Source organism: Polyangium jinanense, assembly GCF_028435265.1.
Lineage (GTDB): Bacteria > Myxococcota_A > Polyangia > Polyangiales > Polyangiaceae > Polyangium > Polyangium jinanense.
On the sequence record NZ_JAGTJK010000025.1, the window covers coordinates 130,905 to 155,399 of the forward strand.

24 protein-coding genes and 2 pseudogenes are annotated in these 24,495 nt (G+C 65.2%); 12 read left to right on the forward strand and 14 right to left on the reverse strand.

Features of this window, described 5'->3' with window-relative positions; translation table 11 throughout:
* Positions 1–8: 8 nt before the first annotated feature.
* The 6 genes from KEG38_RS34055 to KEG38_RS34080 form a co-directional block, all read right to left on the reverse strand.
* Positions 9–635 carry a hypothetical protein gene (locus KEG38_RS34055; RefSeq protein WP_272424363.1) on the reverse strand — a complete coding sequence of 209 codons (627 nt, stop codon included), beginning with the start codon at positions 633–635 and terminating at the stop codon, positions 9–11.
* A complete protein-coding gene (locus tag KEG38_RS34060) occupies positions 632–985 on the reverse strand; it encodes a hypothetical protein (RefSeq protein WP_272424365.1) in 354 nt (117 codons plus the stop codon). The genes KEG38_RS34055 and KEG38_RS34060 overlap by 4 nt, the downstream gene beginning before the upstream one ends.
* 557 nt (positions 986–1,542) lie before the next feature.
* Positions 1,543–2,151, reverse strand: a complete 609-nt coding sequence (locus tag KEG38_RS34065; RefSeq protein WP_272424366.1) for a hypothetical protein — start codon at positions 2,149–2,151, stop codon at positions 1,543–1,545.
* Positions 2,152–2,220: 69 nt separating this feature from the next.
* Entirely contained in the window at positions 2,221–3,534 is a 1,314-nt protein-coding gene (locus tag KEG38_RS34070; protein ID WP_272424367.1) for a protein kinase domain-containing protein, read from the reverse strand.
* A 130-nt stretch (positions 3,535–3,664) separates the two neighbouring features.
* Entirely contained in the window at positions 3,665–4,456 is a 792-nt protein-coding gene (locus KEG38_RS34075; RefSeq protein ID WP_272424368.1) for an HTH domain-containing protein, read from the reverse strand.
* Positions 4,457–4,617: 161 nt separating this feature from the next.
* Positions 4,618–5,673, reverse strand: a complete 1,056-nt coding sequence (locus KEG38_RS34080) for a hypothetical protein (RefSeq protein WP_272424369.1) — start codon at positions 5,671–5,673, stop codon at positions 4,618–4,620.
* Between the two features lie 242 nt (positions 5,674–5,915).
* On the opposite strand from KEG38_RS34080, the gene KEG38_RS56430 reads away from it, so the two are divergent.
* From KEG38_RS56430 to KEG38_RS34115, 7 genes are all read left to right on the forward strand, one after another.
* A complete protein-coding gene (locus KEG38_RS56430) occupies positions 5,916–6,170 on the forward strand; it encodes a tyrosine-type recombinase/integrase (RefSeq protein ID WP_272424371.1) in 255 nt (84 codons plus the stop codon).
* Positions 6,171–6,595: 425 nt separating this feature from the next.
* On the forward strand, positions 6,596–7,546 hold the full coding sequence (locus tag KEG38_RS34090; protein WP_272424373.1) for an RNA polymerase sigma factor: 951 nt from the start codon (positions 6,596–6,598) through the stop codon (positions 7,544–7,546).
* Between the two features lie 62 nt (positions 7,547–7,608).
* The gene (locus KEG38_RS34095) at positions 7,609–8,694 is read left to right on the forward strand and encodes a PEGA domain-containing protein (RefSeq protein ID WP_272424375.1); all 1,086 of its coding nucleotides are present in this window, start codon (positions 7,609–7,611) and stop codon (positions 8,692–8,694) included.
* Positions 8,691–8,846, forward strand: coding sequence for a hypothetical protein (locus tag KEG38_RS34100; protein WP_272424376.1), 156 nt, complete (start codon positions 8,691–8,693; stop codon positions 8,844–8,846). The genes KEG38_RS34095 and KEG38_RS34100 overlap by 4 nt, the downstream gene beginning before the upstream one ends.
* Positions 8,847–9,628: 782 nt before the next feature.
* Entirely contained in the window at positions 9,629–10,006 is a 378-nt protein-coding gene (locus KEG38_RS34105) for a hypothetical protein (protein WP_272424377.1), read from the forward strand.
* A gap of 441 nt (positions 10,007–10,447) precedes the next feature.
* The gene (locus KEG38_RS34110) at positions 10,448–11,074 is read left to right on the forward strand and encodes a hypothetical protein (RefSeq protein WP_272424378.1); all 627 of its coding nucleotides are present in this window, start codon (positions 10,448–10,450) and stop codon (positions 11,072–11,074) included.
* A gap of 13 nt (positions 11,075–11,087) precedes the next feature.
* Entirely contained in the window at positions 11,088–11,441 is a 354-nt protein-coding gene (locus KEG38_RS34115; RefSeq protein WP_272424380.1) for a hypothetical protein, read from the forward strand.
* A gap of 85 nt (positions 11,442–11,526) precedes the next feature.
* Here the strand turns inward: KEG38_RS34115 and KEG38_RS34120 are convergent, their stop codons facing one another.
* Both KEG38_RS34120 and KEG38_RS34125 read right to left on the reverse strand, forming a co-directional pair.
* Positions 11,527–11,868 carry a helix-turn-helix domain-containing protein gene (locus KEG38_RS34120; RefSeq protein ID WP_272424381.1) on the reverse strand — a complete coding sequence of 114 codons (342 nt, stop codon included), beginning with the start codon at positions 11,866–11,868 and terminating at the stop codon, positions 11,527–11,529.
* Positions 11,869–12,163: 295 nt separating this feature from the next.
* A complete protein-coding gene (locus KEG38_RS34125; RefSeq protein ID WP_272424382.1) occupies positions 12,164–13,108 on the reverse strand; it encodes a hypothetical protein in 945 nt (314 codons plus the stop codon).
* A gap of 384 nt (positions 13,109–13,492) precedes the next feature.
* Here KEG38_RS34125 and KEG38_RS34130 point away from each other — a divergent pair, with 384 nt between their 5' ends.
* On the forward strand, positions 13,493–13,924 hold the full coding sequence (locus tag KEG38_RS34130; RefSeq protein ID WP_272424384.1) for a VOC family protein: 432 nt from the start codon (positions 13,493–13,495) through the stop codon (positions 13,922–13,924).
* 214 nt (positions 13,925–14,138) lie between these two features.
* Positions 14,139–14,330, forward strand: a pseudogene (locus KEG38_RS56145) (transposase); the annotation flags it as partial.
* 57 nt (positions 14,331–14,387) lie between these two features.
* Here the strand turns inward: KEG38_RS56145 and KEG38_RS34135 are convergent.
* Positions 14,388–15,302, reverse strand: coding sequence for a LysR family transcriptional regulator (locus KEG38_RS34135; RefSeq protein WP_272424385.1), 915 nt, complete (start codon positions 15,300–15,302; stop codon positions 14,388–14,390).
* A 229-nt stretch (positions 15,303–15,531) separates the two neighbouring features.
* Here KEG38_RS34135 and KEG38_RS34140 point away from each other — a divergent pair, with 229 nt between their 5' ends.
* A complete protein-coding gene (locus KEG38_RS34140; protein ID WP_272424387.1) occupies positions 15,532–16,344 on the forward strand; it encodes an NAD(P)H-dependent oxidoreductase in 813 nt (270 codons plus the stop codon).
* 813 nt (positions 16,345–17,157) lie between these two features.
* On the opposite strand, the gene KEG38_RS34145 is transcribed toward KEG38_RS34140, so the two are convergent.
* Complete coding sequence (locus KEG38_RS34145) at positions 17,158–17,856, reverse strand: LytR/AlgR family response regulator transcription factor (protein ID WP_272424388.1); 699 nt, start codon at positions 17,854–17,856, stop codon at positions 17,158–17,160.
* Positions 17,853–18,908 carry a sensor histidine kinase gene (locus KEG38_RS34150; protein WP_272424389.1) on the reverse strand — a complete coding sequence of 352 codons (1,056 nt, stop codon included), beginning with the start codon at positions 18,906–18,908 and terminating at the stop codon, positions 17,853–17,855. The genes KEG38_RS34145 and KEG38_RS34150 overlap by 4 nt, the downstream gene beginning before the upstream one ends.
* A 702-nt stretch (positions 18,909–19,610) precedes the next feature.
* Between KEG38_RS34150 and KEG38_RS34155 the strand changes: the two genes are divergently transcribed.
* Positions 19,611–21,878 carry a 5'-nucleotidase C-terminal domain-containing protein gene (locus tag KEG38_RS34155; protein WP_272424391.1) on the forward strand — a complete coding sequence of 756 codons (2,268 nt, stop codon included), beginning with the start codon at positions 19,611–19,613 and terminating at the stop codon, positions 21,876–21,878.
* Between the two features lie 181 nt (positions 21,879–22,059).
* A complete protein-coding gene (locus KEG38_RS34160; protein WP_272424392.1) occupies positions 22,060–22,614 on the forward strand; it encodes a tetratricopeptide repeat protein in 555 nt (184 codons plus the stop codon).
* A 56-nt stretch (positions 22,615–22,670) separates the two neighbouring features.
* On the opposite strand, the gene KEG38_RS34165 is transcribed toward KEG38_RS34160, so the two are convergent.
* The 3 genes and pseudogenes from KEG38_RS34165 to KEG38_RS34175 form a co-directional block, all read right to left on the reverse strand.
* Complete coding sequence (locus KEG38_RS34165) at positions 22,671–22,928, reverse strand: hypothetical protein (RefSeq protein ID WP_272424394.1); 258 nt, start codon at positions 22,926–22,928, stop codon at positions 22,671–22,673.
* A gap of 18 nt (positions 22,929–22,946) precedes the next feature.
* Positions 22,947–23,309, reverse strand: coding sequence for a hypothetical protein (locus tag KEG38_RS34170; protein ID WP_272424396.1), 363 nt, complete (start codon positions 23,307–23,309; stop codon positions 22,947–22,949).
* A gap of 576 nt (positions 23,310–23,885) precedes the next feature.
* Positions 23,886–24,495, reverse strand: a pseudogene (locus KEG38_RS34175) (hypothetical protein); the annotation flags it as partial.

A 24,495-nucleotide genomic window follows, 5' to 3' on the forward strand; every position in this document is an offset into this window, starting at 1 on the left:
GCAACCGCTCATTCAGGGGGCAGCGCCCATTCTTTACGGCAAGCGCGGCGAGTTGCTTCCACCCATCCAGTCACATTTTGCTTTGTCCGACCGTTGTAGGTGAACTTTGACCACCAAATGCGGTTCTTTTCACTTTGCGTCAGCTCGTCCTCGTCCAGATGCGCGGGGAATTCATGGAACTCGGCGCACTTCTCGACGCTGTTGAGCAGGTACTCTGGAAGCCCTGCCTCCTCCACGCACGACGAGCTGGTCATCACGACGTTATGCAAGTTGATATGGCCATCGATGGTACCGCAAACGTACCCATTCTGCACCGTCTCTCGCACCCTACATTCCTGGACCTCTCGCCGTAGAGCCTCGACCTTGGCGGCCTCCTCCGGCGCGGCGTCTTGCGCCACGATGACGGGCGGGGCGATCTGCTCCTTCGCGAGCTGTCGCAATTCCTTTCGACACGCCGCGATCCCTTTCTTCACCTCCTCCGCGGAGACAGGCTCCGCGCTCTTCGACCGTGCCGGCGGCCTTCGCTCCCGGGTCGCCCAGCCGACCAGCACGCCGCCGCCGAACACGAGGCCGACCACGGTCAGCGCGACGAGGAGCCGAACGACGAGGCCAGCACGCTCGGGCTGCTCGCTCATAGGGGCACCTCCTCGCGCTTGCGCTGCTTCGACCCATCCACCCCCGGCGGGTACTTGGGGGGCGTCTCGGTGCACGTGAAGACGAACTCTTTCAGGCGGCGGAGCAGCTCGTCCTCCGTGAGCGTCCGATGGATCCGGATCGCCTCCGCGACGAGGCTCGATTGCTCCTTCGTGAGCTCGTCCGCGCGATAGTCGGGTGGAACGTCTGCGAACACGGCGCAGCGATCGAAGTTTTCCTCGACGAGATCCGCAGCCCGCGACTTGGGCCCGCACATCAAGCCATCCTTGGGCAAGGCCAGGAGCGCGTGGAACTGACGGGCCGCGGCGACGCAGACCTCCGCGCTGGTCAAGAGTCCGCGCCTCTTGCATTGCTTCAGCTCCCCTTCCAGCGCCTCGATGGTGGCTGGCCTTTCGCCCGCATCTCGGTTCGCGTCCCCGGGTGGAGCCGCGGCGTCCGAGGGGGTCGCTCCTCCTTGCGACCATGCCGCCAGTTTCTTCTGACACGCCGAAAGCTCTGCCTGTGTTGCGCGATCCGCTGTCGGTCCTGCTGGCTTCTCTGCGGCGGCCGATGGGCTTCGTTCCGGTATCGACCTGCCAGCGAAGATGCCAGCACCGAAGACAGGAACCAACAGAGCCGCCGCTGCAATGAGAGGAACGGGATGACGCGGCTTCTTGGCACCTTCCGTCATACGACGACCTCTACCGTCGGGTGCAACCGTGACCCAGGTCGCGCGCAGCGCGGCCCACTAAGCATCGTGAAGCATGAAGCGACACATTGTTCCGTCCGGTGGGTCCGTCCCCCTGTCGCCCGTTCGGCCGTGCTTCAGCCGCGCCGCGTAGCGGAGGCTTGCGCAGTCCACGAAGTAAACGCTACCACCGTGATATATCCTTGTCCGCCCAACTGGCATCATCTGCTCGTGCTGACGCTCCCATTGGGTAGGACTTCTCTACACTCCGTGCCGTCTTGCGGCTCCCAGGTCTTGATCTTGATGTCGACTCCCACTTCCGCTCGCGACTGCACCTGTACACACGTGAAAGAAACTGATCCAATGTTGCATGGAGTGTCGTCAACAATGGCGCCGAAATAGTGCACGCGATGTCCATCCCGACGTCCCGTCGACGATACCTTATACGCATCGGTGAGGGCCTTTGCGCCGGTGGTCGCATATCTTCCGGGAGAGCATACATCTTTTCGCACGACGACAATGGTAACCGGATCCATCGGTCGCCATCGAATCTTGCCGGTAGCTCGCTGCAACAAGTCGACCCACATCCTCGTATTCCTATAGCCGGGAATCTGCTCGAATTCACCGTAGGACGGCGTAACGATGGGCAGACTTACTTGAAGTTCGCCGCTGCCCACAAATCGTTCCGGAATCTCGGAAGTCGGCGTGAAGAACAGTGCCGCCCGCTGCTCCCAGAGATCCTCAAGGGGTTCGAGTTCCGCACGTGTAAACGGCGCCGGCTGACCTTGGTCGTCGTACATGCTTTCAAAGAGGTTCAGCCGGTTGCTCATGACGAGTACCCTCCACCTGTCATTTACTCAGTCCCAGAAGTCTTCAGTCGCAATCTCGCGTGGCGGAGGCTACGGGCGCTCATGCTGACCGGAAGGAGCCAGAATTGGTTGAAGTTGTTGGAGGACGGCGCTCTCGAAGCTCTCTCTCGCGGCGGTTAGTCTTCCAAGCGGGAGTTTAAGCAAATCGGACACCTTTTCGGGCGTTATTGCTTTCCGAAGCAGTGCAAGGGTAGGCTCATCTTGATACCACGGACCACCTCGACCAACCCTGCCGATCAGTAGCAGCGAGAGTCGTCCTACGAAGGCACGATAAGCGAAGAACGCCTGCCACAGTGGCTCGCTCAAGAATGGGCGCATCCGCTCGATATCTGTACTTTCCAAGAACATCTTCTGAACGTTGTCCTCAGAGACATTGCGGATGAGCGCTTTAGCGTTGTCATTGCTCAGGCCGCCTTGGTACTCATGCTCAAGAAGAACGTCCGCCAAGGTCAGCACGCTTGGTACGGCATCGCGAAGAGCGATGACACCATTCCAGAGACGCTCCGCGGCATCAAGCTGGCGCTGGGTGAGGATCTTCTGCCCTGGAACGCCCGTGGTTGCAGCGCTACCAGGCTTGTCGATGGGTGCTTCTAGGGTAGCATTTGACAGCGGGCTCAGACGCGGTGAGTCGCTTCTCTGCTTTGCTGCGCTGCTTGGTTCAGGTTCGGCGCGGTGCTGCTCAGGAACAGGTGTGATGGCGGTCGCTTGCAATACACTCTGGAATGCCGTGAACACATCGAGAGCCGTCCGTCCGGAGCAGGCTCGAAAATACGCTTCCTCGAGCAGGCGCTGTTCAACGCCATCGACACGGGTGGCGAATAGTCTCAAGACCTTGGCGAGGTCGCGTAGATCCTCATCGCGCGTTCGAGCGGCCGTTTTCGAGCCCACTTCCGCGAGGCTGTGAGTGTAGAGTATATCGACGACCGTAGCCCGCTCTCCAGCGATTAGAACATTCCCATCATGTAGGTCACCGTGAACAATGCCTGTTCGATGGATCGCTTCAAGCGCTTCGGCAACCTGCCTCATAAGCAACAATACAATTTGAAGCGATAAAGTTGCCGAGAGTTGCGATAGCGGCGGACCATCCACGTACTCCATGATGATCGCGCGTCGAAGCTCTTTAGATTCCGGGTGAGGTTGATCCTCTACGCTGTGCACGACGACGACGGCAGGGTGGCGAACGCGCGCGAGCGCCTTCGCATGCACAATGGCGTCTTGTTCCATGCGGCTTGGCGTTGTGCTGTTGAAGAACTTCACCGCCACGCGGCGGTCAAGCTGATCCTCGGCGCTCCACACCTCTCCAGCGGCACCCCGGCCGATCCGGTCATGAAAAATGAGCTTCATTACGATCTCGTACGTCGCTGATTGCAGGAAACAGGCTGGAAGGTAACGAAGGGCTGTCCCCACTGCCGGACGCCAGTTTCTGCCGCTGCGCTAAGAGCGGCCGGCAGCAAGCGCTTGTTGGGCAGCACCGTCACAGCTTCGTTTTGAGCTCGTCGATTAGGGCGATAATGTTCTTCTTCCGGATGTCGGGGTCCTCCACTTGAAGGTACTCAATCGCCCGGAAGTCGTCGCCTCGCTTCCGATTCTGCGGGGGCTCGAGTCCCTCGATGAGCAATGCTTCCATTGTCACAATCAACATGTCGAGGTTGAACGTTGAAGACGCCGGCGGAATAAGCTGACCGTCTTCGTCGACGGACGAGATACCGAACCACGAGAAACGGTCCCAGCGACCATTCAATCGGTCTGCCGTGTGTTGCCGGAGTCGAACGCCAAGGGGTTGATCGGTCGTTCGGCCAACGTACACGACCGACCTCCCGTCGTGGAGCAGGTACACGCCTCGCTGCGAACAGAAATTGACAGGCGCACTTTCAGGTTGCTGTTGGCCGAGGATCTTCGGGCTTGCTCCCCAGAGGACGTTCGCACGCGCCCAGTACATGCCGAACGCATTTATCAAACCCGTATCGTCATCTGTCTCGCTTTCTGCTGCCTCATTTGGACCGTGCTGAGAGGGGCCAGACGCAGGAGGGGGTGAAGCATGCCGAAGGGCGTACACTCCACGGGCGACACGAATAAATGGGGCGTTCTCGCCATCATTCTTCAGCGACTGCCCGATTGCAACGTTAACCGCGATCGCCGGAGTCGCGCCGAACTCAGATCGAAGGCGCTGCTCCGCGATCGCTTCTGCAATGTCGGCATAATGCATGGGCTCCGCACTGCCCTCGAGCACCTTGATTGCGGCGTCACGCCAGCCGTAATTTTCCATACCGTACGTTCTCCGAGGTGCCCTCGCGGCACCGATCTGAATGCCCGCCCAACGCTCGGCTCACCCGCGAGCGACGGAGGGGCGCCGGAGGCGCCACGGAGTCGCTCGTCGGCGTGCAGCCGTGGGTTGGGCGGCCCGGTTGCGGAGACTGCGGTCCGACGTCAATCATCCTTGCTCATAGCGTGGCTGAGCCCGCCGTCACAGTGCTCGCACCCGCTCGACTCGGTCTCCGAACAGTCGTAACCGACCCACCCTTCATCGCACCACCCGCAGTGTTGGAGCGCCGAGTCATCAAACTCCATGCCACAGGCAAAGCACCGGTATCCTTGCCCTCTCGCAACCACAACGCGCATCTCCAGGCACTCGCCACAAGAGTAACGCGTATCACCGACAATAGATCGCGTCTTGGGCGACATCGGCGCTTGGTCGTCCATAAGCCGTGCAAGGTCAGAAGGTGTGTGTGTCTCGCCGCACTCACACGCAACAACACCGACGAAGCCGTCCGCGAAAGGATGCCAGTTTCCGCAGCCGAAGTTCGCCACCTCCATGTTGGCATCGCAGACTGGGCAGTCGAGAGTCGTAACATATGACTCACCTTCTTCGAGGATCCCCGACTTCATCTCGCATACGGGGCACCGCGTGAGGTTGTCCTCGTTGGCGGGTTTCTTGAAGATGCCCTCTTTGGTCAACTCCTCGAAGCGGACTTCGAGGCACTTCTTGTGTTGGCGAAGGGTCGCGTCCACGGTCGCGATGCGGGCCGCAAACGCCGCGTACACATCCTTCCAGGTTACGACGAGGTGCTCGTGAATATGGTACCAGACGCGAAACTGCTCCCCAACGATCTGGGTGATATTCTGGGACGGAATGAAGTGAACAGCTTGATTGCGGTGTGCGAACACCGTCTTCAGGAGTACCGCTTCCCGTTTCAGAGGCGTTCCGGTCACACTTGTAATTGCATCTGTGAGTTCAGTGGCTTGAATGCTATACAGTGTGCCATCCTTGATTTGGCTCCAAGGCGTGGCGTGAGGTCGGCTGGCCACCAGCGTCCAGTGCTCGGCGAAGAGGCGCGCCTTCAGCAGCAACTCGATGCCGGTTGCAAAGTGAGAGACCGAGAACTCGGGCTCCTTCTCAAGCTCGGTTGCCGACTTCTCGATGAAGTGGAGCCCGTTGGCGATCAGGGCGTCGAGCCTCGTCTTTAGTTCTTTTGGTGTCGGCATGTGCGGAGTCCGATGGGCTTCGTTCGATGTGGGCGAAAGGAAATGCTAGTCCGTCGTGTCAAGCCCCTCTTGCGGCGTCGGGGGTTCGACCGCGCACGCTCCCCAGCGCGCCGCTGTTGGTTCTCTGGGTGGGCATCTTCGGCCAGACGCCGTCCGCCCAACTGTGTAATTAGCCCGCCGCCGCATAACCACCCCTCGCGCTGGTTAGCCCGCTGCGGCGTAACCACGCAGCCCGGCAGGATATGCAGCGGCGGCATAACCCGCCTCTTTCGGGGATTCGGCAGCCGCCAGCTTATCGCAACCGTTGCAGCAAAATTCGTGCCAGTGCGTACGCGCTCCAGCGGGCGGCATGCCTCGCGAAGATCGACAAGCGCGTTACTTGCCACACGCTGCGCCACAGCTTCGCCACGCACCTGCTGGAAGCCGGCACCGACATTCGTACCATTCAGACTTTGCTTGGGCACAGCGACGTGCGAACCACGATGATCTATCGATGAGGTCGGGGTCTTACGCCGTCCCCTGTGAAGGCTCAACCGGAAGTTCGCGACACCCCCGACACCCATATAAGAGCGTGTATCGCATGGTCCGTCCTGGTTGACAAGACAGATCCAGACCCCTCGGGGAGCACACATGCTGCGCGCCCCGCGCCGCAGCACCCGCTTGGGTTGTCCTACCTCTGCCGGCGCGTCCCTCGCTGCTCTTCGATGGTTGTGGCGGGCAGCGATTCGCAGAACGTGAGCGGCAGTCGCAATATAATCATCGGCGGGAGCCTCCTGGAGACGATCGGCGGGGCATTGTCCGGCGCGGGGCAGGATGCGCGAACCGCTTTGAATGTGCCTTAGATCGCAAAGTTGCCAGGAGCCCCCCGGGATGCGGAGACGATCTTCTGTTACCCTCCCGCGCGTCCGGCCTTGTTCTGGTCATGGGAAGATCTTCGAAGCCGACCGACTACCCGCCCGAGCTGGTCGCCGAGATCCTTGACCTCCGTCCCGAGGTCACGCGCCTCGCAGGCGATGGTCAGGCATACACACGGGATCCCGTGGACGACAGGGTGCAGCGCGTGTTCGTGAACGCGCTGCGCAACCTCTGGAGGTACACGCCGCATCCTGACGGCGCCAAGCCGTGGCTCACCGTCATCACACGCAACGTCGTCCGCGAAGCGCACCGGGCCACGCGGCGCTACGAAGCGGTGTTCGAGCCGGACGATGGACACGCCGAGACGGCGGAGGCCCCGGAGCCTTCGCCGGAACGGACTGCGGAGTTGCGAGAGGCCATCGAGCTGGTGACGGAAGTCTTGCAAGACATGCCGCGCTCGCAGGTCGAGGTGCTCTACCTTGTAGGCGTCGAGGAGCGGTCCCACGAGGAGGCCGGGCGGGTGCTCGGGATCTCCGAGGACGCCGCGAAGATGGCGCTGTCCCGCGCACGGAAGTACCTGCGCTTGCGGCTGGGCAACGACCCCTTCGTCATCGTTCCGCCCGTGCCGCTCGCAGCGCTCGAACGCCGGGCGCTCCTCCAAAGGCTGTTCGATTACGTGTATCCATTCGGGCACGCGTGGGCTGCGCTCATGGCCGTGGTGTTCTACCCGTTCATGTCGCGCGAACCGGCGCCCAGGCCAGCCGAACTGCACGCCGTGGCCACAGGCCCGGCGCGCGTTATCGCTGCATCGGCCCCGGATATCGTTCGGGTCGCGGCCCCGAGCTCGTCGCCTGGGGACAGCGCCCCGGCCGCTCACGTCGAGCCTCCGCTGCCGCACGTCACGCCAGCACCACACAGCCGCCATGTGCAGCCGACGGCGCCGCGAGGATCCACCGCGACGAACCCCGAGCCCTTCGTCCTCCCCCGTAGAAAGGGCTTGGATTTCCGCCCGCGGTAGTGAGGTTCGTTCCGTACACCCCTCTCGCCTTCGACCGGGCGCCGCGGTATCGTGCGCCGCGCATGCGATCCCTAGGTGTCGCGCTCGTCGTCCTTCTCGGCCTAACGACTCCCGCGCTCGCCGACGAACCTCGCGACGCGTCACCCGTACCGCCGGATGCGCTTGAAGACGCGGCGAAGAAGGCGCGCTTCACCTCGTACGTGATCGACGGGGATCGTGCGCGCGCCGCGGGACGAGCGACGGCGGCCGCGAGGGCGTACGCCGCCGCGCTCGACGTGCGCCACGATCCGCTGATCGCCGGCCGCCTCGGCGTCATCCTCGTGCAGCTCGGGAAGCCCGTAGATGCCGCGGATCTGCTGCTCGACGCGATCCAACGTGCGACGAACGCGACGGCAGAGGAACGTCAGGGCTTCTTGAAGGCGTACGACGCGGCACGCGCGGAGATGACCTGGGTTGACGTCACGATCTCGCACGCGGGGACAAAGTTGACGCTCGACGGGGAGCCGAGGAATCGCGAGGGGTTCTCGGCCTTGTCCATGTTCGTCGCGCCCGGCGAGCACGAACTGCGGGCGCGTCTCGATGGCTACGAGGACGCCGTGGAGACGTTCACGGCGCGGAAGGGGCAGGAGATGCGCGTCACGCTGACGTTGCGCGCGTTACCCGAACCCCTCCCGCCTCCGTTGAAGCTGCGGCGCGAGAGCCCGCGGAGGCCCGACTTGTCGTCGTCGCTCGACGAGCCGCCGGAGGATGAGCCGCCGCCGCGGGAGCCAATCGTCGGGGGCGTGGTGGGCGAGCAGAAAAAGGTGGGTCTGTGCGGCTCCGTGAGCGGTGGACCGATCGTCGTGTTCGGCGTCGCGTCATGGATGCCTGCGGTGGGCGCGATGATCGCCGGAAGTTTGAGGCCAAACGACTACTACGTGTCCCTCGGGCTCGAGGCCCGCGCCGCGTGGCTCACGTCGGGCATCGAGGGCGGCCACATCAACGCGATGACGGCGGGTGGGATCGCGAGCGTGTGCGGCCACTACAAGTGGTTCTTCGGCTGTGCGCTCGGGCATCTCGGGGTGATCAACGTCGAGTTCACATCGCAGGCTACAAGCCCGCAAGTTATACGTTTGTCAAACCCGGCTTCGGTGGACGGGCCGGTGTGAAGGTTCGAGTTACCGAGTCCTTCGCGCTCCACGCGGCGGCCGATGTCCTCGGCCTGTCGAGCGGCGTGAAGGTGGCTGTCGGTCCAAGGGTTCTCTCCGACCAACCGCCAGTGATGCTCGGCGTGCAGATTGGCGGAGGATGGGAGTTTTGAATATGCGCGCGGCCCTTCTTTTTTCGCTCGTTTTCAGCTTCGGGATCGCTGCTGCCTCATGCACGGCGGCCCCGTCTTTCGCGCCGGGTGAATGCGATCCCGAGTCGTACTTTCCCGATCCATGGTGCGTTGACGCCGGCACGGACGCGGGAGACGCCGGGACGGATGCAGAGGCGGGTCCCGACGACGCGGGGCAATCCGCATGCACGGGGCGCTGCGTTCCCGTGCCGAGCGGGAACGCGGGCTACTGGACGGAGATGGCGATCTCGTTGTTCGTAGCGGCGCCCGGCGCCCTTCCGACCGAGTGCCCCGCGGGCACTTCGAGCGAGAAGTTCCGCCTCTTCGCGGATCTCGACGCGCCGGCCGCAGAGTGCGAGCCGTGCGAGTGCGGGGCGTCGAAGGGCGCGTGTACTGGGTTGCCCGAGAAGATGGAGATCCGCGCCGGTGCGTGCGGAGAAAGTGGAGTCGTCTCCCTCCCTTTTGATGAACCGGCCGGTTGGGATGGCTCGTGTACGAGCAACAACGCCCTTCCGGCCGGTGTGCAGTGCGGGGGCGAGCCGTGCGCCCAATCGGTATGGGTGTCCCCGCTCCCAGGGCCGACGAGCGAGTCCTGCTCCCCCACGAGCGAGACGTCCAGTTTCACGAAGAAAACGGCGTGGAAGCTCGCCGGGCTGGCATGCATGGCCAACACGAATGACGATGCGTGCTATTCGGACGGGGGGACCGAGTATTGTGTGAGCGATCCCGGACCGGGGTGGCTCCAGTGCATCGTTCGTGAAGGCGTGGACGTTCCCTGTCCAGACAATTACCTTTACGCGCGTTATGAGATGTTTCCGGAGGACGGGCTCGTCGACAGTCGCGGGTGCGCCAAGTGCGAATGCGGCCAGCCCTCGGGAGGTGAATGCACGGCGTCGATACGGCTGTACGACGACGCCGCATGCTCCTCGCAATCCGAGCAGAGCGGTCTCCAGTCCCCCTACGACCAGTGCGTCAACATACTTCCCGTAGGCCACGCCATCGCCGGCAAGGCGATCACAGACCTCGCCTACGTGCCCGGGAGCTGCGAGGCGAGCGGCGGGATGCCTACGGGCAGCGCGGTGCGTGACGTGACGAGGGCGGTCACGTTCTGTTGCCTGCATCCGTTCTACCTGATCAAGTAGAGGCCGAACCGGGCCCGAGCCCTCCGCCGAAAAATCGGCACCGCCCGCGTTACCCCGCTTCGAGCGCAAGCATTGTTTGTGTCTGAGGGGCGAACCGTTCGTCCTTCCCAGTGGGTCCGCGTGTAGGCCGCCCCTTCCCCGTGGGCTGTCCGGAGCATCGCGGCCCCACTGGGGAGGGCGAAAGGGCTCGACGCCTCCGTTGGTCGCTCGCCGCTCGAAGCCGAGGCGCTGTCATTCAGCGCAAGGCGTATGCATGGCTCCATTGGCTCATTTCCGGTTACCCGGGGTGGCGCGTGGCAGCGCCTCGTCTTCGAGCGGCGAGGACTGACGAAAGCCGAACAAGGAAACGACTCGCAGGAGGGGGCGATGGGTAGTGGTTCTCTGGGCGAGCATCCTCCTATCGCCCCCTCCTGGGGGTCGTCTCCTATCGCTTGGAGGCCCATGGATACCGCGCGTGACATCGACGACGACGCAGAAACAACGGTCATGGACCGTCCAGCGCTTCCACCGCGGAGCGGGGTGCGCGCGAGCACGGTGCATCCCGAGCCGGTGCGGGACACGTTCGTGGATCCGCCCTCCGCGTGGAGCCGCGCCCGTGCCTTCGCGGGCGCCTTGCCGCACGATTGGCGCGAGCGCATCCGCAGAGCGCGTCTTTCGGACCGCCTACCGCCGCTCCCGCCGCCGCGGTCCACGAGGGCAACGCGGGTCTCCGCCGGGGCCGTTGGTCACGACGAGCGCGGGGAGCTGCTCCTGCTCGAAATCATGCGCGCGGACCCGGCCTACCAGCGCGCCGCCGTCTACGTCGCCAACTACGCGACGGCGCTTCGCAAGCACGGGAACGAGGCGTACGCCGAAGGGCTGGTCCATTACGCGCTTTCGCGGATGCGGCCGGATGCCGAGGGATTCGTCTCTTTCGCGCGGTTGCGCGATATCTTGTGCGAGATGTCCGTTTCCGGAACGCTCGTGCCCGCGCTGCTGCGCCTGGAGAAGTCCGGCGTTGTCACCATCACGAGAACCGAGGAAACGCCGTCGCTGCCCCATCGCGTGCAGCTCCGGATCCCCCTTTAAGGAGTGCGACAGCATGACAACCAAAGTTCCGCCGACGATGGAGACCGAGCTTGTACTTGCGAGCGATGGCGCGATCTACGTTCGATTCGAGGAGGAGCCGCCCCCAGGCCGTCGGGTGTTCACCGGCTACGCGCTGACCGCCGAAGAACGTGGGCAGCACGGCACGCAGGGCTTGCTCCGCTGGGCCTGCCTCCAACGCCTCGCGCTCGGGAGTGATGGGTACGTGTATGTCGAAGAGGGGACGATCGATCCCGAAGGGCGCAAGGAGTTCAGGGGTTACGCCCTGACCCCCGAGGAAGCCGAACGCGTCGCCCGGGAGGTCCACCGAACGGCGTTCAACGTCACCATTGCGGCGCGGATGAAGTGATGGTGAGCCCCGAGGAGGCTGGCGCCATTGCCGTGGTCTGCATCGCTGGCGTCGGCCCCCCGGATGTGACGTAGCCAAGGCAAGGCTACGTCGCGGGCTCGTGTGTCGTGCGCCCTTCGAGTTCCTTCCGGAGCTTCCGGCGCTCGCCCTTCGGCAGCTTCCGGGCGAGATCCGCGATACGATCCAGCTCGTCGTCTGCCGGGAAGGTGATGACGCAAAACGGGGACACGCCGAGCGCGGCCGCGATGCGTTCGACGGTCTCGATGGTGATCGCCGCGAGGCCCTGTTCGATGCTCGACAGGTGGCCTTTCGACATCGCGCCAGCGTCGGCAAGATCCTGCAAGGACATGCCGCGCTCCTTTCGTAGTTCGCGGATACGAGCGCCAACTTTCAGGCAGAGTGGCTTGGCTTCGGTTCGTCTCGGCACGGTTCCTCCCTACTCGCGCATGAGAGTATCCGAGATCCCTACCACAGCTCCTCACCAAGACAAACCCCGGGGACAAACGCTTGTGCGAGGCCCCCTCGGGCACGAGGGGGCAAGCCGGAACCTGCCGCCCGGGGTTCCGCGGGAGCTATGTCGGGGGCTCGTGCGGCTCGTGCGCCGTGCGCGCTTGGAGTTCCTTCCGAAGCTTCCGGCGCTCGCCCTTCGGCAGCTTACGGGCGAGATCCGCGATCAGCCCCACGAACGAGCCGCGCGCGCCATTTCGTTCCGCGAGCGGACGCTATGCGCTCGGCACGACGTTGAGCTCCGCGCGCAGCGCGTCGAGCGGCTTGGCGAAGTGCTCCCACGGGCGGAAGTCGCTCCACATGTCGCGCTTCACGAGGCAGCCGCGCGCGAACGCGCGCATCATCCGCGCGGGATCGGCGTGCATCGACTCCGCGGCCGCGACCGGCGCGACCTGCACGCCGAGGTGGTACTGCGCGAGCCCGAAGAGCAGACCGTAGAGCGGCTCGCCGCCGTGACAGCCCGCTTGGAACGACGCGACCTCGATCTCCTGCTCCGGGCTCGTGCCGAAGCCGCCGAGCACGTGGAGACAGTCGTGGACCACGATGATCTCGGGGCCCGCGCCGGGCTCGCCGGGGAACGAGAAGCCGTTCGACTCGATGAACTCGAAGTACCCGCGTCCCAGCGTGCCCTCGGGGCTCGACGCGAGCGCGCGATACCGCGCGGCGAGCGCGGGATCGGCGATGCCCATCATCGGCATGAGCTGCGCGACCATCGCCATCACCCCTTCTTCGCGCACCGTCTGACGGACCTTGTGCCCGGCGAGCGCGCGTCGCGCGATGTCGATGCGCGCGAGGAAGAGCTGGTGCTTCGCGAGCCGACGCGCGGTGCGCACCGGCGCGGGATCGAGCTCGAGCGCGGCGGCGAAGTGATCGAGCACCACGACCTCGTCGTCGGTCACGCTGCCGTCGACACACGCCGCGATCACCACGCCGGTGAGGATGCGCCCGCGGAATTCGCCCGGCGCGACGGCACGGGCGAGCTCGTCGGGGGCGATCGCCTGGAGCGTGGCGAGGTCGACGTGGCTGTGGAGCAAGTGCTCCTGCACGCCGCGGGGGAACGAGCGCTCGAGCGAGCTGAGCTCACCGTCCGCGGTGCAGACCGTGTAGAGCGCGCGCAGACCGGCGTGCGCGACGTGCTCGGGGACCGGAGAGAGCTGCATCGTCGTGACCTTGTGGGGCACCTAGGACAAATAAACCAGGATTTCCGCCTCCTCGGGGGGCGTAGCACGCATCTCGCGCGGCGGTCAACCGTGTCCTTCTACACCGCGCGGAGCGCCACGAGGCACCCGTCGGATCGGACGAGCGAGCCGCGGGAGGCCGCAGGGGCGTCCGTCAGGGCGGACGGGCGGGTCGCGGGAGGCCGCAGGGGCCCGACGCCGGCACAGCTCGCCTCAGCGCACCGCGGGCGGATGGTGAACGCTGCGCGGGAAGGGCGTCGGCGCCATGTGGAAAGGCGCGCGTCGCGAGCGGCTCCGCTACCGTCCAGCAGCTACACCATCACCAGGGACACGACCGAAATCATGACTAAAAGTAAATTGCTACGAATGGACAATGTCGGCATCGTGGTGGAATCTCTCGATGATGCCATCTCTTTTTTCACCGAGCTTGGCCTGACGCTTGAGGGGCGAGCCATGGTTGAAGGAGAATGGGCCGGACGCGTCACTGGACTGGGTAATCAGCGCGTCGAGATCGCCATGATGGTCACTCCCGACGGCCACAGCCGCCTCGAGCTCTCGCGTTTTCTCACCCCGTCTGTAGTCGCCGATCACCGGAACGCCCCGGTGAACGCCCTCGGCTACCTGCGTGCTATGTTCACAGTGAGCGACATCGACGAAACACTCACCAGACTCCGCAAGCACGGTGCGCAGCTCGTCGGCGAAGTGGTTCAGTACGAGGACTCGTATCGGCTCTGCTACATCCGCGGCCCCGAAGGACTTCTCATCGGACTGGCAGAACCACTCGGTAGTAATCGGTAACGGTTAAGGGAGAACCCCGCCCGCGTCAGTGGGTGGGGTTTGTGCGCGCACGGGAAGGGAGGGGCAAGCACATACTTGGATTCGAGGCCTCGGGCATTTGATCGTGTCCCATCCCGTGGTGTAGCTTCGGCGGCGTGAATGTCGAAGCCCATCACCACGGAAGCACGCTCACCGTCGCGCGGTCGATCGCCCTCCACCGCCGTGTGGAGAGGCTGTGCCGGTATCTGCCCGGCCGCCGATTGCACAGGAACGGCTCGCCGAGATCGCTGGCGGGAAGCTGCGCTATGAGTTGAAGAAGGCGTGGCGCGATGGGACACGATTCGTCGTTTTCGAACCGCACGAGCTTCTGGCGAGAGTATGCGCGATGATACCGCCGCCACGATTTCACATGATCCGATTTCATGGAGTGCTCGCCCCGAATGCGGGCCGCGCCTTTGGGTTTGTCCACGGATCCGGTGGAGGATCAGGCGCGCGCTCCGCGCCGCGCGCGCTCCTTGCCGGTGAAGAGCTCGACGAGGTAGTCGATGAAGACGCGCACCTTCGGCGGGACGAGGCCGCCTTGCGGGTAGAGCGCGTAGATCGGCACCGGATCGAGCGACTGCTCGATCAAGATCGGCTCGAGCGCGCCGTTCGCGATCTCCCGCCGGACGTACGGGTCGAACAAGTAGACGATACCGAGGCCCGCGAGCGCCGCGTCGACGAGCACGCGGCCGCTGCTCGCGTGGATTCGCCCGGTCACGCCGACCGTCAGCGGGCCGCGCGAGCTGCGAAAGCGCCACTCGATCGGTCGCCCCGACACGACGTAGCTGAGGCAGCTGTGGCGGTGCAGATCGGCGGGCGTCTCCGGCCTGCCGTGACGCTCGAGGTACTCGGGCGACGCCGCGGCGACGATACGGCAGTTGCCGAGACGCCTCGCGACGAGTCCCGACTCCGGCACGTCGGCCATGCGCAAGACGACGTCGATGCCCTCGGCGAGCGGATCGATGAAATGGTCGCGCAGGGTCAGCTCAAGCGAGACCTCGGGGTACTTCGCGAGGAACGACGGTAACCGCGGGCCGAGGATCATCTCACCCAGCACCGTGGGCGCGTCCGCCCGCAGCCGACCTCGGGGCGTCTTCCGCGCCGTCGCCATCGCGCGCTCCGCGTCCTCGACGTCGGCGAGGATCTTCACGCAGCGCTGGTAGAACGCGGCGCCGCTCTCGGTGAGCGTCACGTTGCGCGTGGTTCGATGCAGCAGCCGCACGCCGAGCCTCGCTTCGAGGCGCGACACCACCCGGCTCACGCCCGACGGCGTCAGTCCGAGCTGCTTCGCGGCGAGCGTGAAGCTGCACGCTTCGACCACCTTCACGAACGGCGCGATGTCCGAGAGCGACTGCATGCCCTCAACTTCGGTCAGTATTGACGTTGAGTCAACGATCTTATGAGCCGTATCGGCCTACTCATGCGGCCATTTTCACGTACTCATTGAGCGAGCGAGATCGCCGCAGAGCGGAGCTCGAGCGAACGTCCGCGGCCCAGATATGCCGTAGCGGCAACAGTTCGTTCGCGGTCCCTCGCGATCGCGGCCTCGCCCCGCCCAGGCTTGGGCTTCAGACGACGGAGATGCCATGAGCAAGACGGTCCTCATCGTGGTCGCGCACCCGGATCCAGCGTCGCTGAACGGCGCGCTCAAAGAAATCGCGATCTCCGAGCTACGCGAGCTCGGCCATCGCGTGCTGCTGTCGGATCTGTACGGGATGGGCTGGAAGGCGCCGTTCGACGGGGGCGACTTCCTCGACCGGAGAGACCCGACGCGGCTCTCGCTCGTGACGGAGTCCGGACACGCGTACGCGAGCGGGACGCAGACGCCCGACGTCATGGCAGAGCAGGAGAAGCTCGCGGCGGCCGACGCGGTCATCTTCCAGTTTCCGCTGTGGTGGTTCAGCATGCCCGCGATCTTGAAGGGCTGGGTCGATCGCGTCTTCGCCTACGGCCTCGCGTACGGCTACAAGAACGCCGGCAATCAATACCGCTATGGGGACGGCGGCTTCGCCGGCAAACGCGCGCTCCTGTCGACGACCGTCGGCGGACCGGCGATCGACTACTCGCCGCGAGGCATCAACGGGCCGCTCGAAGACCTGCTGTTCCACATCACGCACGGCACGCTCTTCTTCGCGGGGATGACCGTCCTGCCGACGCACGCGATCTACGCCGTCGATCGGCTCGAGCGCGAGGCGGCCGACGACGCGTTCATGCGCTGGCGAGGCCGCCTGCGGGGCCTCTTCACCGACGCACCGATCCCCTTCCGCCATCAGAACGCAGGCGACTACCCAGATCGCCACGTGCTCGACGAGAGCGTCGCGCCCGGCGTCCGCGGGTTCGCCGCGCACGTGGATACGCGTGTCCACACTGAGGGCCAGCCGCGTGGCTCGGAGACGTGACACCCATGAAGAGCCAAGCGAGGGCCCCGGACTCGAACGTGCCTGCGTGGACCGTTCGGGCTCGTCGACTGGCAGCGCGTGAATCGCGGAGCGGATCATCGTGACGGTGTCCTGCGTGGCCACCAGCGAACGTCGAAGCTGAACCGCTCGACCGCTTCTCGGTCCGAGAGCCCCCGGGGGACCCGGGATTCAGGAGTGCCTTCTTTGGCTGTTGGTTCTCGGCCCGATCTCCCGGGCGAGCCGGGCTAGTATCGCGGATCCGAACCGGGCGCGGTCTCCGAGTAGGAGTTTGCCCCGGAACGTGACGTTCTGTCCAGAAAAACCGACACGCGTGGGGCCCCCTCGTGCGGGGGCCCCCTCACCATGGGCTACATGTGGCGCTTGGCAGCGCGCAGCAACTTGTCGACGGCGTGGTGGGCAGCCTGTGCCGCGGCCGTGGCATCGGTCTCTGGGATCAGCCGAAAGAGCCTTGCCGCGGCATCGTGAGCGACGGTTGCAGCTTCTAGGTCCCCCGCCGCCGCTGCTGCGATCTCGCCCTGGACGAGCACCGCCAACAGCGCCGTCCGTGGGTCGGCTCCCGGGATGCCCCAAAGGGCGGCCACGGGGCCGGAAGTGGCACCAGCACGCGCCAACGGGGTGGATCTGTCGTCAGCCGGACGCGGATTAGGCGGGTTGCGCCGGGTCAGGGACCATGTAACTGTTCTCGGGGGGTGAATCGGCCGGGCTTTGCCCGGACGAGAGGGGGACGCGAGGCGTCTCCCTCGGGACGAAAGAAAGCTAGAACATCGAGCGGTTGTCAAACCGATCGATGTTCTAGAGGCGCTTGAGCTGCTTGAACTGGACGGCGCGGCGGCGCGACATGTCCACGTTCAAGCCGCTTTCGAGCTGCAGCACCAGGCCGCCCGCGGGCGACGGTTCCACGCTCCGCACGTAGCGCAGATTGACGATGTGGCGGCGGCTCACCCGCATGAAGTGCTGCGGGTCGAGCCGCTCTTCGAGCTGGTTCAGGGAGCGCAGCAGTAGCGGGCGGTTGTGGTCGAAGTAGACGCGCGTGTAATTGCCCTCGGATTCGAACAGGACGATCTGCTCCACGTCCACGAACCAGCAGCGTTCCCCGTCCTGAATGAAGACCTTGCCGTCCGTGGCCTTCTGCGGCGTGGGTGCGGCGTCGCGGCTGTATTTTTTCAGGGCCTGGGCCAGGCGTGGCGGTTCGATGGGCTTGAGCAGGTAGTCAAGCGCATTCGCGTCAAAAGCCTTGAGCGCGAACTGGTCGTAAGCCGTCGTGAAGATGACGGCGGGCGCGCGCTCCAAGGCCGCCAGCAGCTCGAAGCCGCTCCCGTCGGGCATGCGGATATCGAGGAACACGAGGTCCGGCGCCATGTGACGGATAGCGTGCAGTCCATCGGCCACATGGGCCGCTTCGGCCACGACTTCCACTTCCGGGTGGGCGTCGAGCAGACGCCGCAGCTCGCTCCGCGCGAGGCGCTCGTCGTCGATGATGGCGACTCTCATGCGGCTCCCTGTGGCAGTGTCACGGTGGCGCGCACCCAGCCGCCTTCCTCCGCGAGGACGCAGCTCGCCTGCGGGCCGCATTGCAGGGCCAGCCGCTGGATGGCGTTCGACAGGCCAAGCCGCGTGGACGTGCTGGACGCGGCGAGCCGGCCCTGGTTGCATATCTCGACGTGCACCAATCCATCGGCGCCGAGGCGCGCCGATATCCTGACTTCGCAGGGCGCGACCGTGCGCTCGACGCCGTGCTTGATCGCGTTCTCGACGAGGGTCTGCACCACCATCGGCGGCACCGGCGTCGCCGCCAGCGCCGGATCGATGTCGATATGCGCCCGCAGGCGTTCGTCGAAGCGCAGCTTCTCGATGCCGAGATAGGCGCTAACGGCCGCCATTTCCGCGCCGAGGGGGATGGTGCCGGTCTGATCCGTTTGCAGGCGCTGGCGCATCATGCCCGCGAGCTGGCTGACGGCATGGGCGGCGGCCGGCGCGTCTTCGTAGATCAGGGCGCGGATGCTGTTCAGGCTATTGAAGAAAAAATGGGGATTGACCTGGAACTGCAGGGCGCGCAGCTCGGCATCCTTCACGCTCACCTCCAGCTTGAGCTTTTCCAGCTCGGCGCGCTGGGCGCGGCGGCGCGCGAGGGCGACCGCATAGCACAGGGTCCAGACGGCGAAAATGGCGAACCACAGGACGAACAGCATGGCGTAATCGACAGGACCTGTCGACGGATCGCGCAGCAGAGCGCCATCGCGGAAGGCCAGGTCGGCGGCGAGCAGGCAGCCCGTCTGCAAGACGGCCAGCACCAGCAAGCCGGCGATGATGCGGCCGAAGGGAATGCCGGTGGCGCGGTCCACCCACGCGCGCCGCTTGAGCTGGAGCCGCCAGACATGGGACAGGCCGAGGCCCGTCACCATGCAGAAGCTCTTGGCGAGCGCGAAGCGCAGCATCTGCTGCGTATCGCCGCTGGACGAGGATAGCACGCCGACGCAGGCCAGCGCGCCCCAGCCGGCCAGCTGACAAAGCCAATAATCACGCTGTGTTGTCTGCTCCTGCATGGTGGTCCCGAAGTGAAGATGATCGAACGAGGCGCATGGTAGCAGTAGAATTGAGGGAATGTCGCCTCCGCCTTTCTCCATAGCCTCGCTTACGCACCTCTTGCCCATCCTCCTGTCGCTCGCCGTGACTCTCAAGGGGTGGGCATGGTTTCCGGAGTGATCCGTGGAGCGGCGGCCCGTTGCGGGGCACGGGCGTCGGGCGAGGTCCTCCGCTCGCCGCCGCCGTGGCCTCGCCCTTGGAACACCGCCAGCAGGGGCTTTCCCCTCGGAGGACTGGCGGCGCTGGATGATGCCAGCGCTGGGGGCGCGAAAGCAATCCTCCTGCCAGCACCTGGCGGCCTCGCGAGCGCCCACCCGGACCTCTCCTGGCGCCGTCGACATGTCGAAGCGCGGGGCGTCGACGTGTCGACGGGCGCGAGCGAGGCACGCGTTCCATCGACGCCCCGGCGGGCATCGAATAAAATCGTAATCGCTTAGCCAGGAGGACGGAGGAAACGTTCCGCGGTGCGACATCGCGAAGCTCGGAGCGGGAAACGGTCCCGGCGGCGTCGTAGAGCAACAACCAGCTCACTTCTACCCCAAATTACGCAGCCTTGGCAGACCTGGACACGTCCTTCGCGTTGCCTACCCTTCAGACCTGGACAAAGTCCTTCGCGTTGCCTACCCTCCTGCGAAACGGCCGCCCTAGGCGGAGAGGGTGAGATGAGAGCTCGACTCGGAAGCCTTTTGGCGATTTCTGGGGCGGTCCTGGCGATGGGGGCGCTCGCAGCATGCGGTGACGACACGGGCGGCACGACCACGAACAATGCGAGCTCGAGCGGCTCGGCGGGCGCGGGCGGCTCCGGCGGCGCGGGTGGCTCAGGGGGCGCGGGTGGCTCAGGGGGCGCGGGCGGCTCGGGCGGGATGCAGGTGACCCCGGATGGATCGACGGCGGTCGTCGCGCTGCTCGAGACGACGGATCTGCACACGAACATTCTGAGCTACGACTATTTCAAGCTGGTGGAGGACAAGGCGATCGGCCTCGAGCGCACCTCGACCCTCGTCAATCAGGCACGCGCCGAGTTCCCGAACAACCTGCTCGTCGACAACGGCGATACCATCCAGGGCACCGTGCTCGCCGATTACCAGGCGCTCGTCACGCCGCTACCTTGCGATCAAACGCTGGCCATGTACAAGGCCATGAACCAGCTGAAGTTCGACGTGGCAGGCATCGGCAACCACGAATTCAACTATGGCCTCGCCTTCCTGTCGCAGGTGACCCATACCCCGTTCGACGTCCCGGACCTCGATCTGAGCGGCTCTTCGGCCTGCGCAGGCCCGCTGTTCCCGCAGGTGAACTCCAACGTCTTCAGCATGAAGACGAACGAGACCATCTTCCAGCCGTCGGTCCTCGTCACGAAGACCATCACGGCGACGGGGCCCGACGGCACGGCCGTCGAGAGCACGCTCCGCATAGGCTTCCTCGACTTCACGCCCCCGCAGATCTTGAACTGGGACAAGAGGTGGCTCGATGGCAAGGTGTTCACGAAGGGCGTCGAGGAGGTCGCCGCGCCGCTCATCGCCGATCTTCGCAAGAACGGGGCCGATCTCGTCGTCGCCATCATCCACGGCGGCCTCGACAACACGCCGTACGTGCCGTCCCTCGAGAACCAGGCGTGGCACCTCGCTCACGTGCCCGGCATCGACGCGATGCTCATGGGGCATTCCCACCAGATCTTCCCCAACGCAAAGAGCACGACGCCGCAGTTCGACCTGCCCGAGGTCGACAAGGCCCTCGGCACCGTCGCGGGGGTACCCGCGGTCATGGCGAATTTCTGGGGCCAGCACCTCGGCGTCATCAAGCTCGGCCTGACCTACGATGGCACGAGCTGGACCGTGGACAAGACGAAGACCCTCGTCGAGGCCCGCCCCATCGCGACCACGTGCGAGAACGGGCTCCCCGCCGCGTGCGATGCGATGGAGCAATGGCTCACGGGGGCGCCCTGCGCGTTCGCGACGATGTGCAACATGCAGCCGGACAAGACGAAGGTCTACGTCCCGGCCGACCCGGCCATCGCGTCGCTGCTCGATGCCGAGCACCAGGCGACCATCGCTTACGTCAAGACGCCGATCGGCACGACCGATTTCGAGATGACGACGGTGTTCGCTGACGTGGGCGACGTCGGCGCGATCCAGATCGTCAACGAGGCCCAGGCAGATTACGTCGCGTCCTACATCCAGGAAAACCTGCCCCAGTACGCGGGGCTCCCCGTCCTGTCGATGAGCGCCCCGTTCAAGACCGGTTTCCAGGGCGGGACCGATTATACGGACGTGATGGCCGGCAGCCTCGCCATCAACAACGCAGCCGACCTCTACCTCTACGCGAACACGCTCCAGGCGGTGAAGGTGACCGGCGCGGAGATCCTCGACTGGCTCGAGCGGGCGGCGACGCGCTTCCTCCAGATCGATCCGGCCCAGACGATGCCGCAACCGCTCATCAACCTGGCGATGGCCGGCTACAACTTCGACATGTTCACGGACACGCGTATCTCGTACGAGATCGACGTGACGCAGCCGCTGCCGCCCATGGGCATGAAGGCGAGCGGGCGCATCAAGAACCTGATGTTCGAGGGGGCGCCCATGGATATGGGCCAGGAGTTCATCGTCGCGACGAACAACTACCGCGCGAGCGGCGGCGGCAGCTTCCCCGGGCTCGACGGGTCGAAGACGATCTTCGCCGCGCCCGACACGAATCGCGAGGTGCTCATCGCGTACATCAAGAAGATCCAGAACATCACGCGCGCAGAGCACGGCTCCGCGCGGAGCTTCCAGTTCACCAAGGTCACGACCATGGGCCCCGTCACCTTCACCTCGGCGCAGAACGCGCTCCCGAAGGCGCAGGCCGCCGGGCTCACGAACATCTCGCTCATGCAGCAGGACGACGGAAGCGGCAAGTCGTTGTCGATTTACGCCATCGACCTGAGCCAGTAAGCTCTCATTGGGTGTGCGACGTGTCACGCTGATCGGCGGTGCGGCCCTGTCCCTCACCGCCGCCCTTCTCCTCGTTTCATGGCTCGGCCGAAGTGCTCGCCGAGAGCCCGATCGCCCTGCCCTCGCCGGTTTGCCCGCGCCGCCGTCACGATCCTCGACCAAGCCCCGCGACGGCCTTGCCATGCGAAACCTCGGTTTCCGTCTGCTCGGCCTCTCCGACCCGGAGCAGGTGAAGGCCGGGATGCATACGCTGACGAGAGCCGCGGAGCAGGGAGATATCGAGGCGGAGATCGCGCTCGGGAGGATCTACCTCGCGGGTATACCCGCGGTCCCCAAGGACGTGAAGCGCGCGCGTGGTCATTTCCTTCGCGCCGAACCCTCGCGCCACCCGAGCGCCGCCTACTTCCTCGGCGTCATGAGCCAGAATGGGCAAGGGGTCAGGGCCGATCCTCGGGAGGCCGCGCGCTGGTTCGAGATCGCTGCGGAGAGAGGGTCGCCGGACGCGACGTTCCTGCTCGCCAATGCGTACCGCGCGGGCGCAGGCGTGCCGAAGGACGACAAGAAGGCCCTCGCGCTGTACGAGAAGGCCGGCGAGCTGGAACATGCGCCCGCGCTGCAAACGCTGGCCATGGCGTATCTCCATGGTGAGCTCGGGCTCGAGCCCGACGATGCCGAATACCGGAGGTACATGATGGAAGCCGAGCACGCCCTCCAGCACCGACCCGTCCCGCCTTGAGCGCGGGGTGCTTCCCCACCGCTTCGTGGGCGGCTCGCGCGGCTGCCGTCCTCTCGTCATCCGATGCACCCGTCGCTCCCGAGCGCGAGGGTCTGGACGAGTGCCCAGAGGAGCAAGCCCCCGACGCCAAACCTCCTGACTTCGTCGGCGCGCAATGCATAGCCCACGAACACCGCACGGCCCGGGGGCGGGGCGCTCTCGAAGGTAAAATAAAGCTTTCCATCGCTGGCGAGCGCGAACGCCGTGGCCAACTCCGCAGATTCGGCTGTCTCGGACTCGGGTATCCTTTTCTTGGACGTGCTGTTCCTGGACATGATGGTGTCTCCTACGTTTCAAAGGGGGACCCGGAGCCGGAGCTGCACGCGCTCGGGTCGAGCATCGTCTATGGTGAGCGAGACGATGCCCGCTCTTTCCAGCCAAAGCAGGGCGGGCACGAGCGCGCCCGAAAACGACAAGTTCGGGAGTCTGTCCCGCAACCGTGCGATCGAGACGAAGCCGTCGCTGTCCACCCGCATCCGAGACAGTGCGAAGTGGACGAGGCCCTCGTCGTGTGCATCCTCCCCGAGTTTCCGAAGCTCGCACGCGTAATACGCGACGTGGATCGCGGCTTTCTGAAAGGCAGGCTCCGCGCGCATGAGATCGAGGAGGAGCTGCTCGCCGCGTTCATCGCGCGCGACAGCGCCCGCGGCAACCAAGGTGGACCTCTCCGAGCGAGACAGGGGAAGCGGAGGGAGCCGATCCGAGAGCCGGCGCCGGCGCAAGCGCTCTCGTAGACGGTAGACGAGGGCATGGGCCAGAGCCCCGAGGCACCTCCAACGCGACGGTGGATCAAAGACCGTATCTCGGGGCGGCGGCTCTGAATGCACGACGCTCGGGCGAATGCCGCTTGGTGGCGGCGGAAGCAGCGCTTGGCGGACCATCACGGCTGTAGCGGCGTCGTCGTCGGTATCCTGTCGGGCGCTCATCTTTCTTCTCCCATTTTTGCGGCGTCGCCGACCCGAGGCGACGGCGAATCGATGGCGCGCGCGCGTTTAAAAAGGGGCGCCTCGAACTCGCAGCCGCCTGAGATCGGCGACAAACGACCCCTAGGAGAGGGCGAAGGGCTGCGCTCGCCCAGAGAAGCATGCCCATCGCCCCCTTCTGCGGGTCGCTTGTGTCTTGTGAAGGAGCGAGATGCTCGCCCCTTCAGGAGACAAACAATGCGCGAGCGGGCACGAGGTAACGCGACCGCTGTCGTTTTGTGGGAGAGTGTCGTACCCGAGAGGCGGGTATCAGTTGATGAGGTAAAACGGGTAGAGGCAGCAGAAGGTGACGGCCTTGGTCATGTCCCTCTTGGCCTCGCCCTTCGGCGCTCCGCCGGTCGCGGCGCACGTGCCGGGCACGTATTCGAGGTTGGTGATCGCCTTGCCGGCGAGTGCGTGGCCCGGGGGACCTATGTTTTGACACTGGTCATGGGGAGACAGCATGCCGAATTGCTCCGATTGAGAGGAGCAGACCGGCCCCTCATAGAGGTGAATCGATGCGGTGCATGCACTCCCCTCGGGCGGCCCGCATGCGCACTCCTCGCAGTCGCGTTCATCAATGACGGCATCCTCGGGGAACATCTCGTACCGGGCCCAGTTGTAGTTGTCCGGGCAGGGGGCGTCGGCCCCTTCGCGAACGACACATTGGAGCCAGCCAGGGCCGGGATCGCTCACGCAATACTGCGTCCCTGCGTCGGCGCAGGCGTCGTCCACCGTGTTATTCATGCACGCGAGGCCCGCGGTCTTCCACTCCCTCGTCGTGGTGAACGCAGGTGTCTCGCTCTTAGGGCTGCACCCCTCCTCGTTTGTCGGCCCGGGGAGCGGTGAAACCCACACGGACTGGGCACACGGCTCCCCG

Coding starts and splice junctions, on each gene's coding strand:
- KEG38_RS34055 (WP_272424363.1), bottom strand. CDS start 635: ATGAGCGAGCAGCCCGAGCGTGCTGGCCTCGTCGTTCGGCTCCTCGTC.
- KEG38_RS34065 (WP_272424366.1), bottom strand. CDS start 2,151: ATGAGCAACCGGCTGAACCTCTTTGAAAGCATGTACGACGACCAAGGT.
- KEG38_RS34070 (WP_272424367.1), bottom strand. CDS start 3,534: ATGAAGCTCATTTTTCATGACCGGATCGGCCGGGGTGCCGCTGGAGAG.
- KEG38_RS34075 (WP_272424368.1), bottom strand. CDS start 4,456: ATGGAAAATTACGGCTGGCGTGACGCCGCAATCAAGGTGCTCGAGGGC.
- KEG38_RS34080 (WP_272424369.1), bottom strand. CDS start 5,673: ATGCCGACACCAAAAGAACTAAAGACGAGGCTCGACGCCCTGATCGCC.
- KEG38_RS56430 (WP_272424371.1), top strand. CDS start 5,916: ATGCAGCGGCGGCATAACCCGCCTCTTTCGGGGATTCGGCAGCCGCCA.
- KEG38_RS34090 (WP_272424373.1), top strand. CDS start 6,596: ATGGGAAGATCTTCGAAGCCGACCGACTACCCGCCCGAGCTGGTCGCC.
- KEG38_RS34095 (WP_272424375.1), top strand. CDS start 7,609: ATGCGATCCCTAGGTGTCGCGCTCGTCGTCCTTCTCGGCCTAACGACT.
- KEG38_RS34110 (WP_272424378.1), top strand. CDS start 10,448: ATGGATACCGCGCGTGACATCGACGACGACGCAGAAACAACGGTCATG.
- KEG38_RS34115 (WP_272424380.1), top strand. CDS start 11,088: ATGACAACCAAAGTTCCGCCGACGATGGAGACCGAGCTTGTACTTGCG.
- KEG38_RS34125 (WP_272424382.1), bottom strand. CDS start 13,108: ATGCAGCTCTCTCCGGTCCCCGAGCACGTCGCGCACGCCGGTCTGCGC.
- KEG38_RS34130 (WP_272424384.1), top strand. CDS start 13,493: ATGGACAATGTCGGCATCGTGGTGGAATCTCTCGATGATGCCATCTCT.
- KEG38_RS34135 (WP_272424385.1), bottom strand. CDS start 15,302: ATGCAGTCGCTCTCGGACATCGCGCCGTTCGTGAAGGTGGTCGAAGCG.
- KEG38_RS34140 (WP_272424387.1), top strand. CDS start 15,532: ATGAGCAAGACGGTCCTCATCGTGGTCGCGCACCCGGATCCAGCGTCG.
- KEG38_RS34145 (WP_272424388.1), bottom strand. CDS start 17,856: ATGAGAGTCGCCATCATCGACGACGAGCGCCTCGCGCGGAGCGAGCTG.
- KEG38_RS34150 (WP_272424389.1), bottom strand. CDS start 18,908: ATGCAGGAGCAGACAACACAGCGTGATTATTGGCTTTGTCAGCTGGCC.
- KEG38_RS34155 (WP_272424391.1), top strand. CDS start 19,611: ATGAGAGCTCGACTCGGAAGCCTTTTGGCGATTTCTGGGGCGGTCCTG.
- KEG38_RS34160 (WP_272424392.1), top strand. CDS start 22,060: ATGCGAAACCTCGGTTTCCGTCTGCTCGGCCTCTCCGACCCGGAGCAG.
- KEG38_RS34165 (WP_272424394.1), bottom strand. CDS start 22,928: ATGTCCAGGAACAGCACGTCCAAGAAAAGGATACCCGAGTCCGAGACA.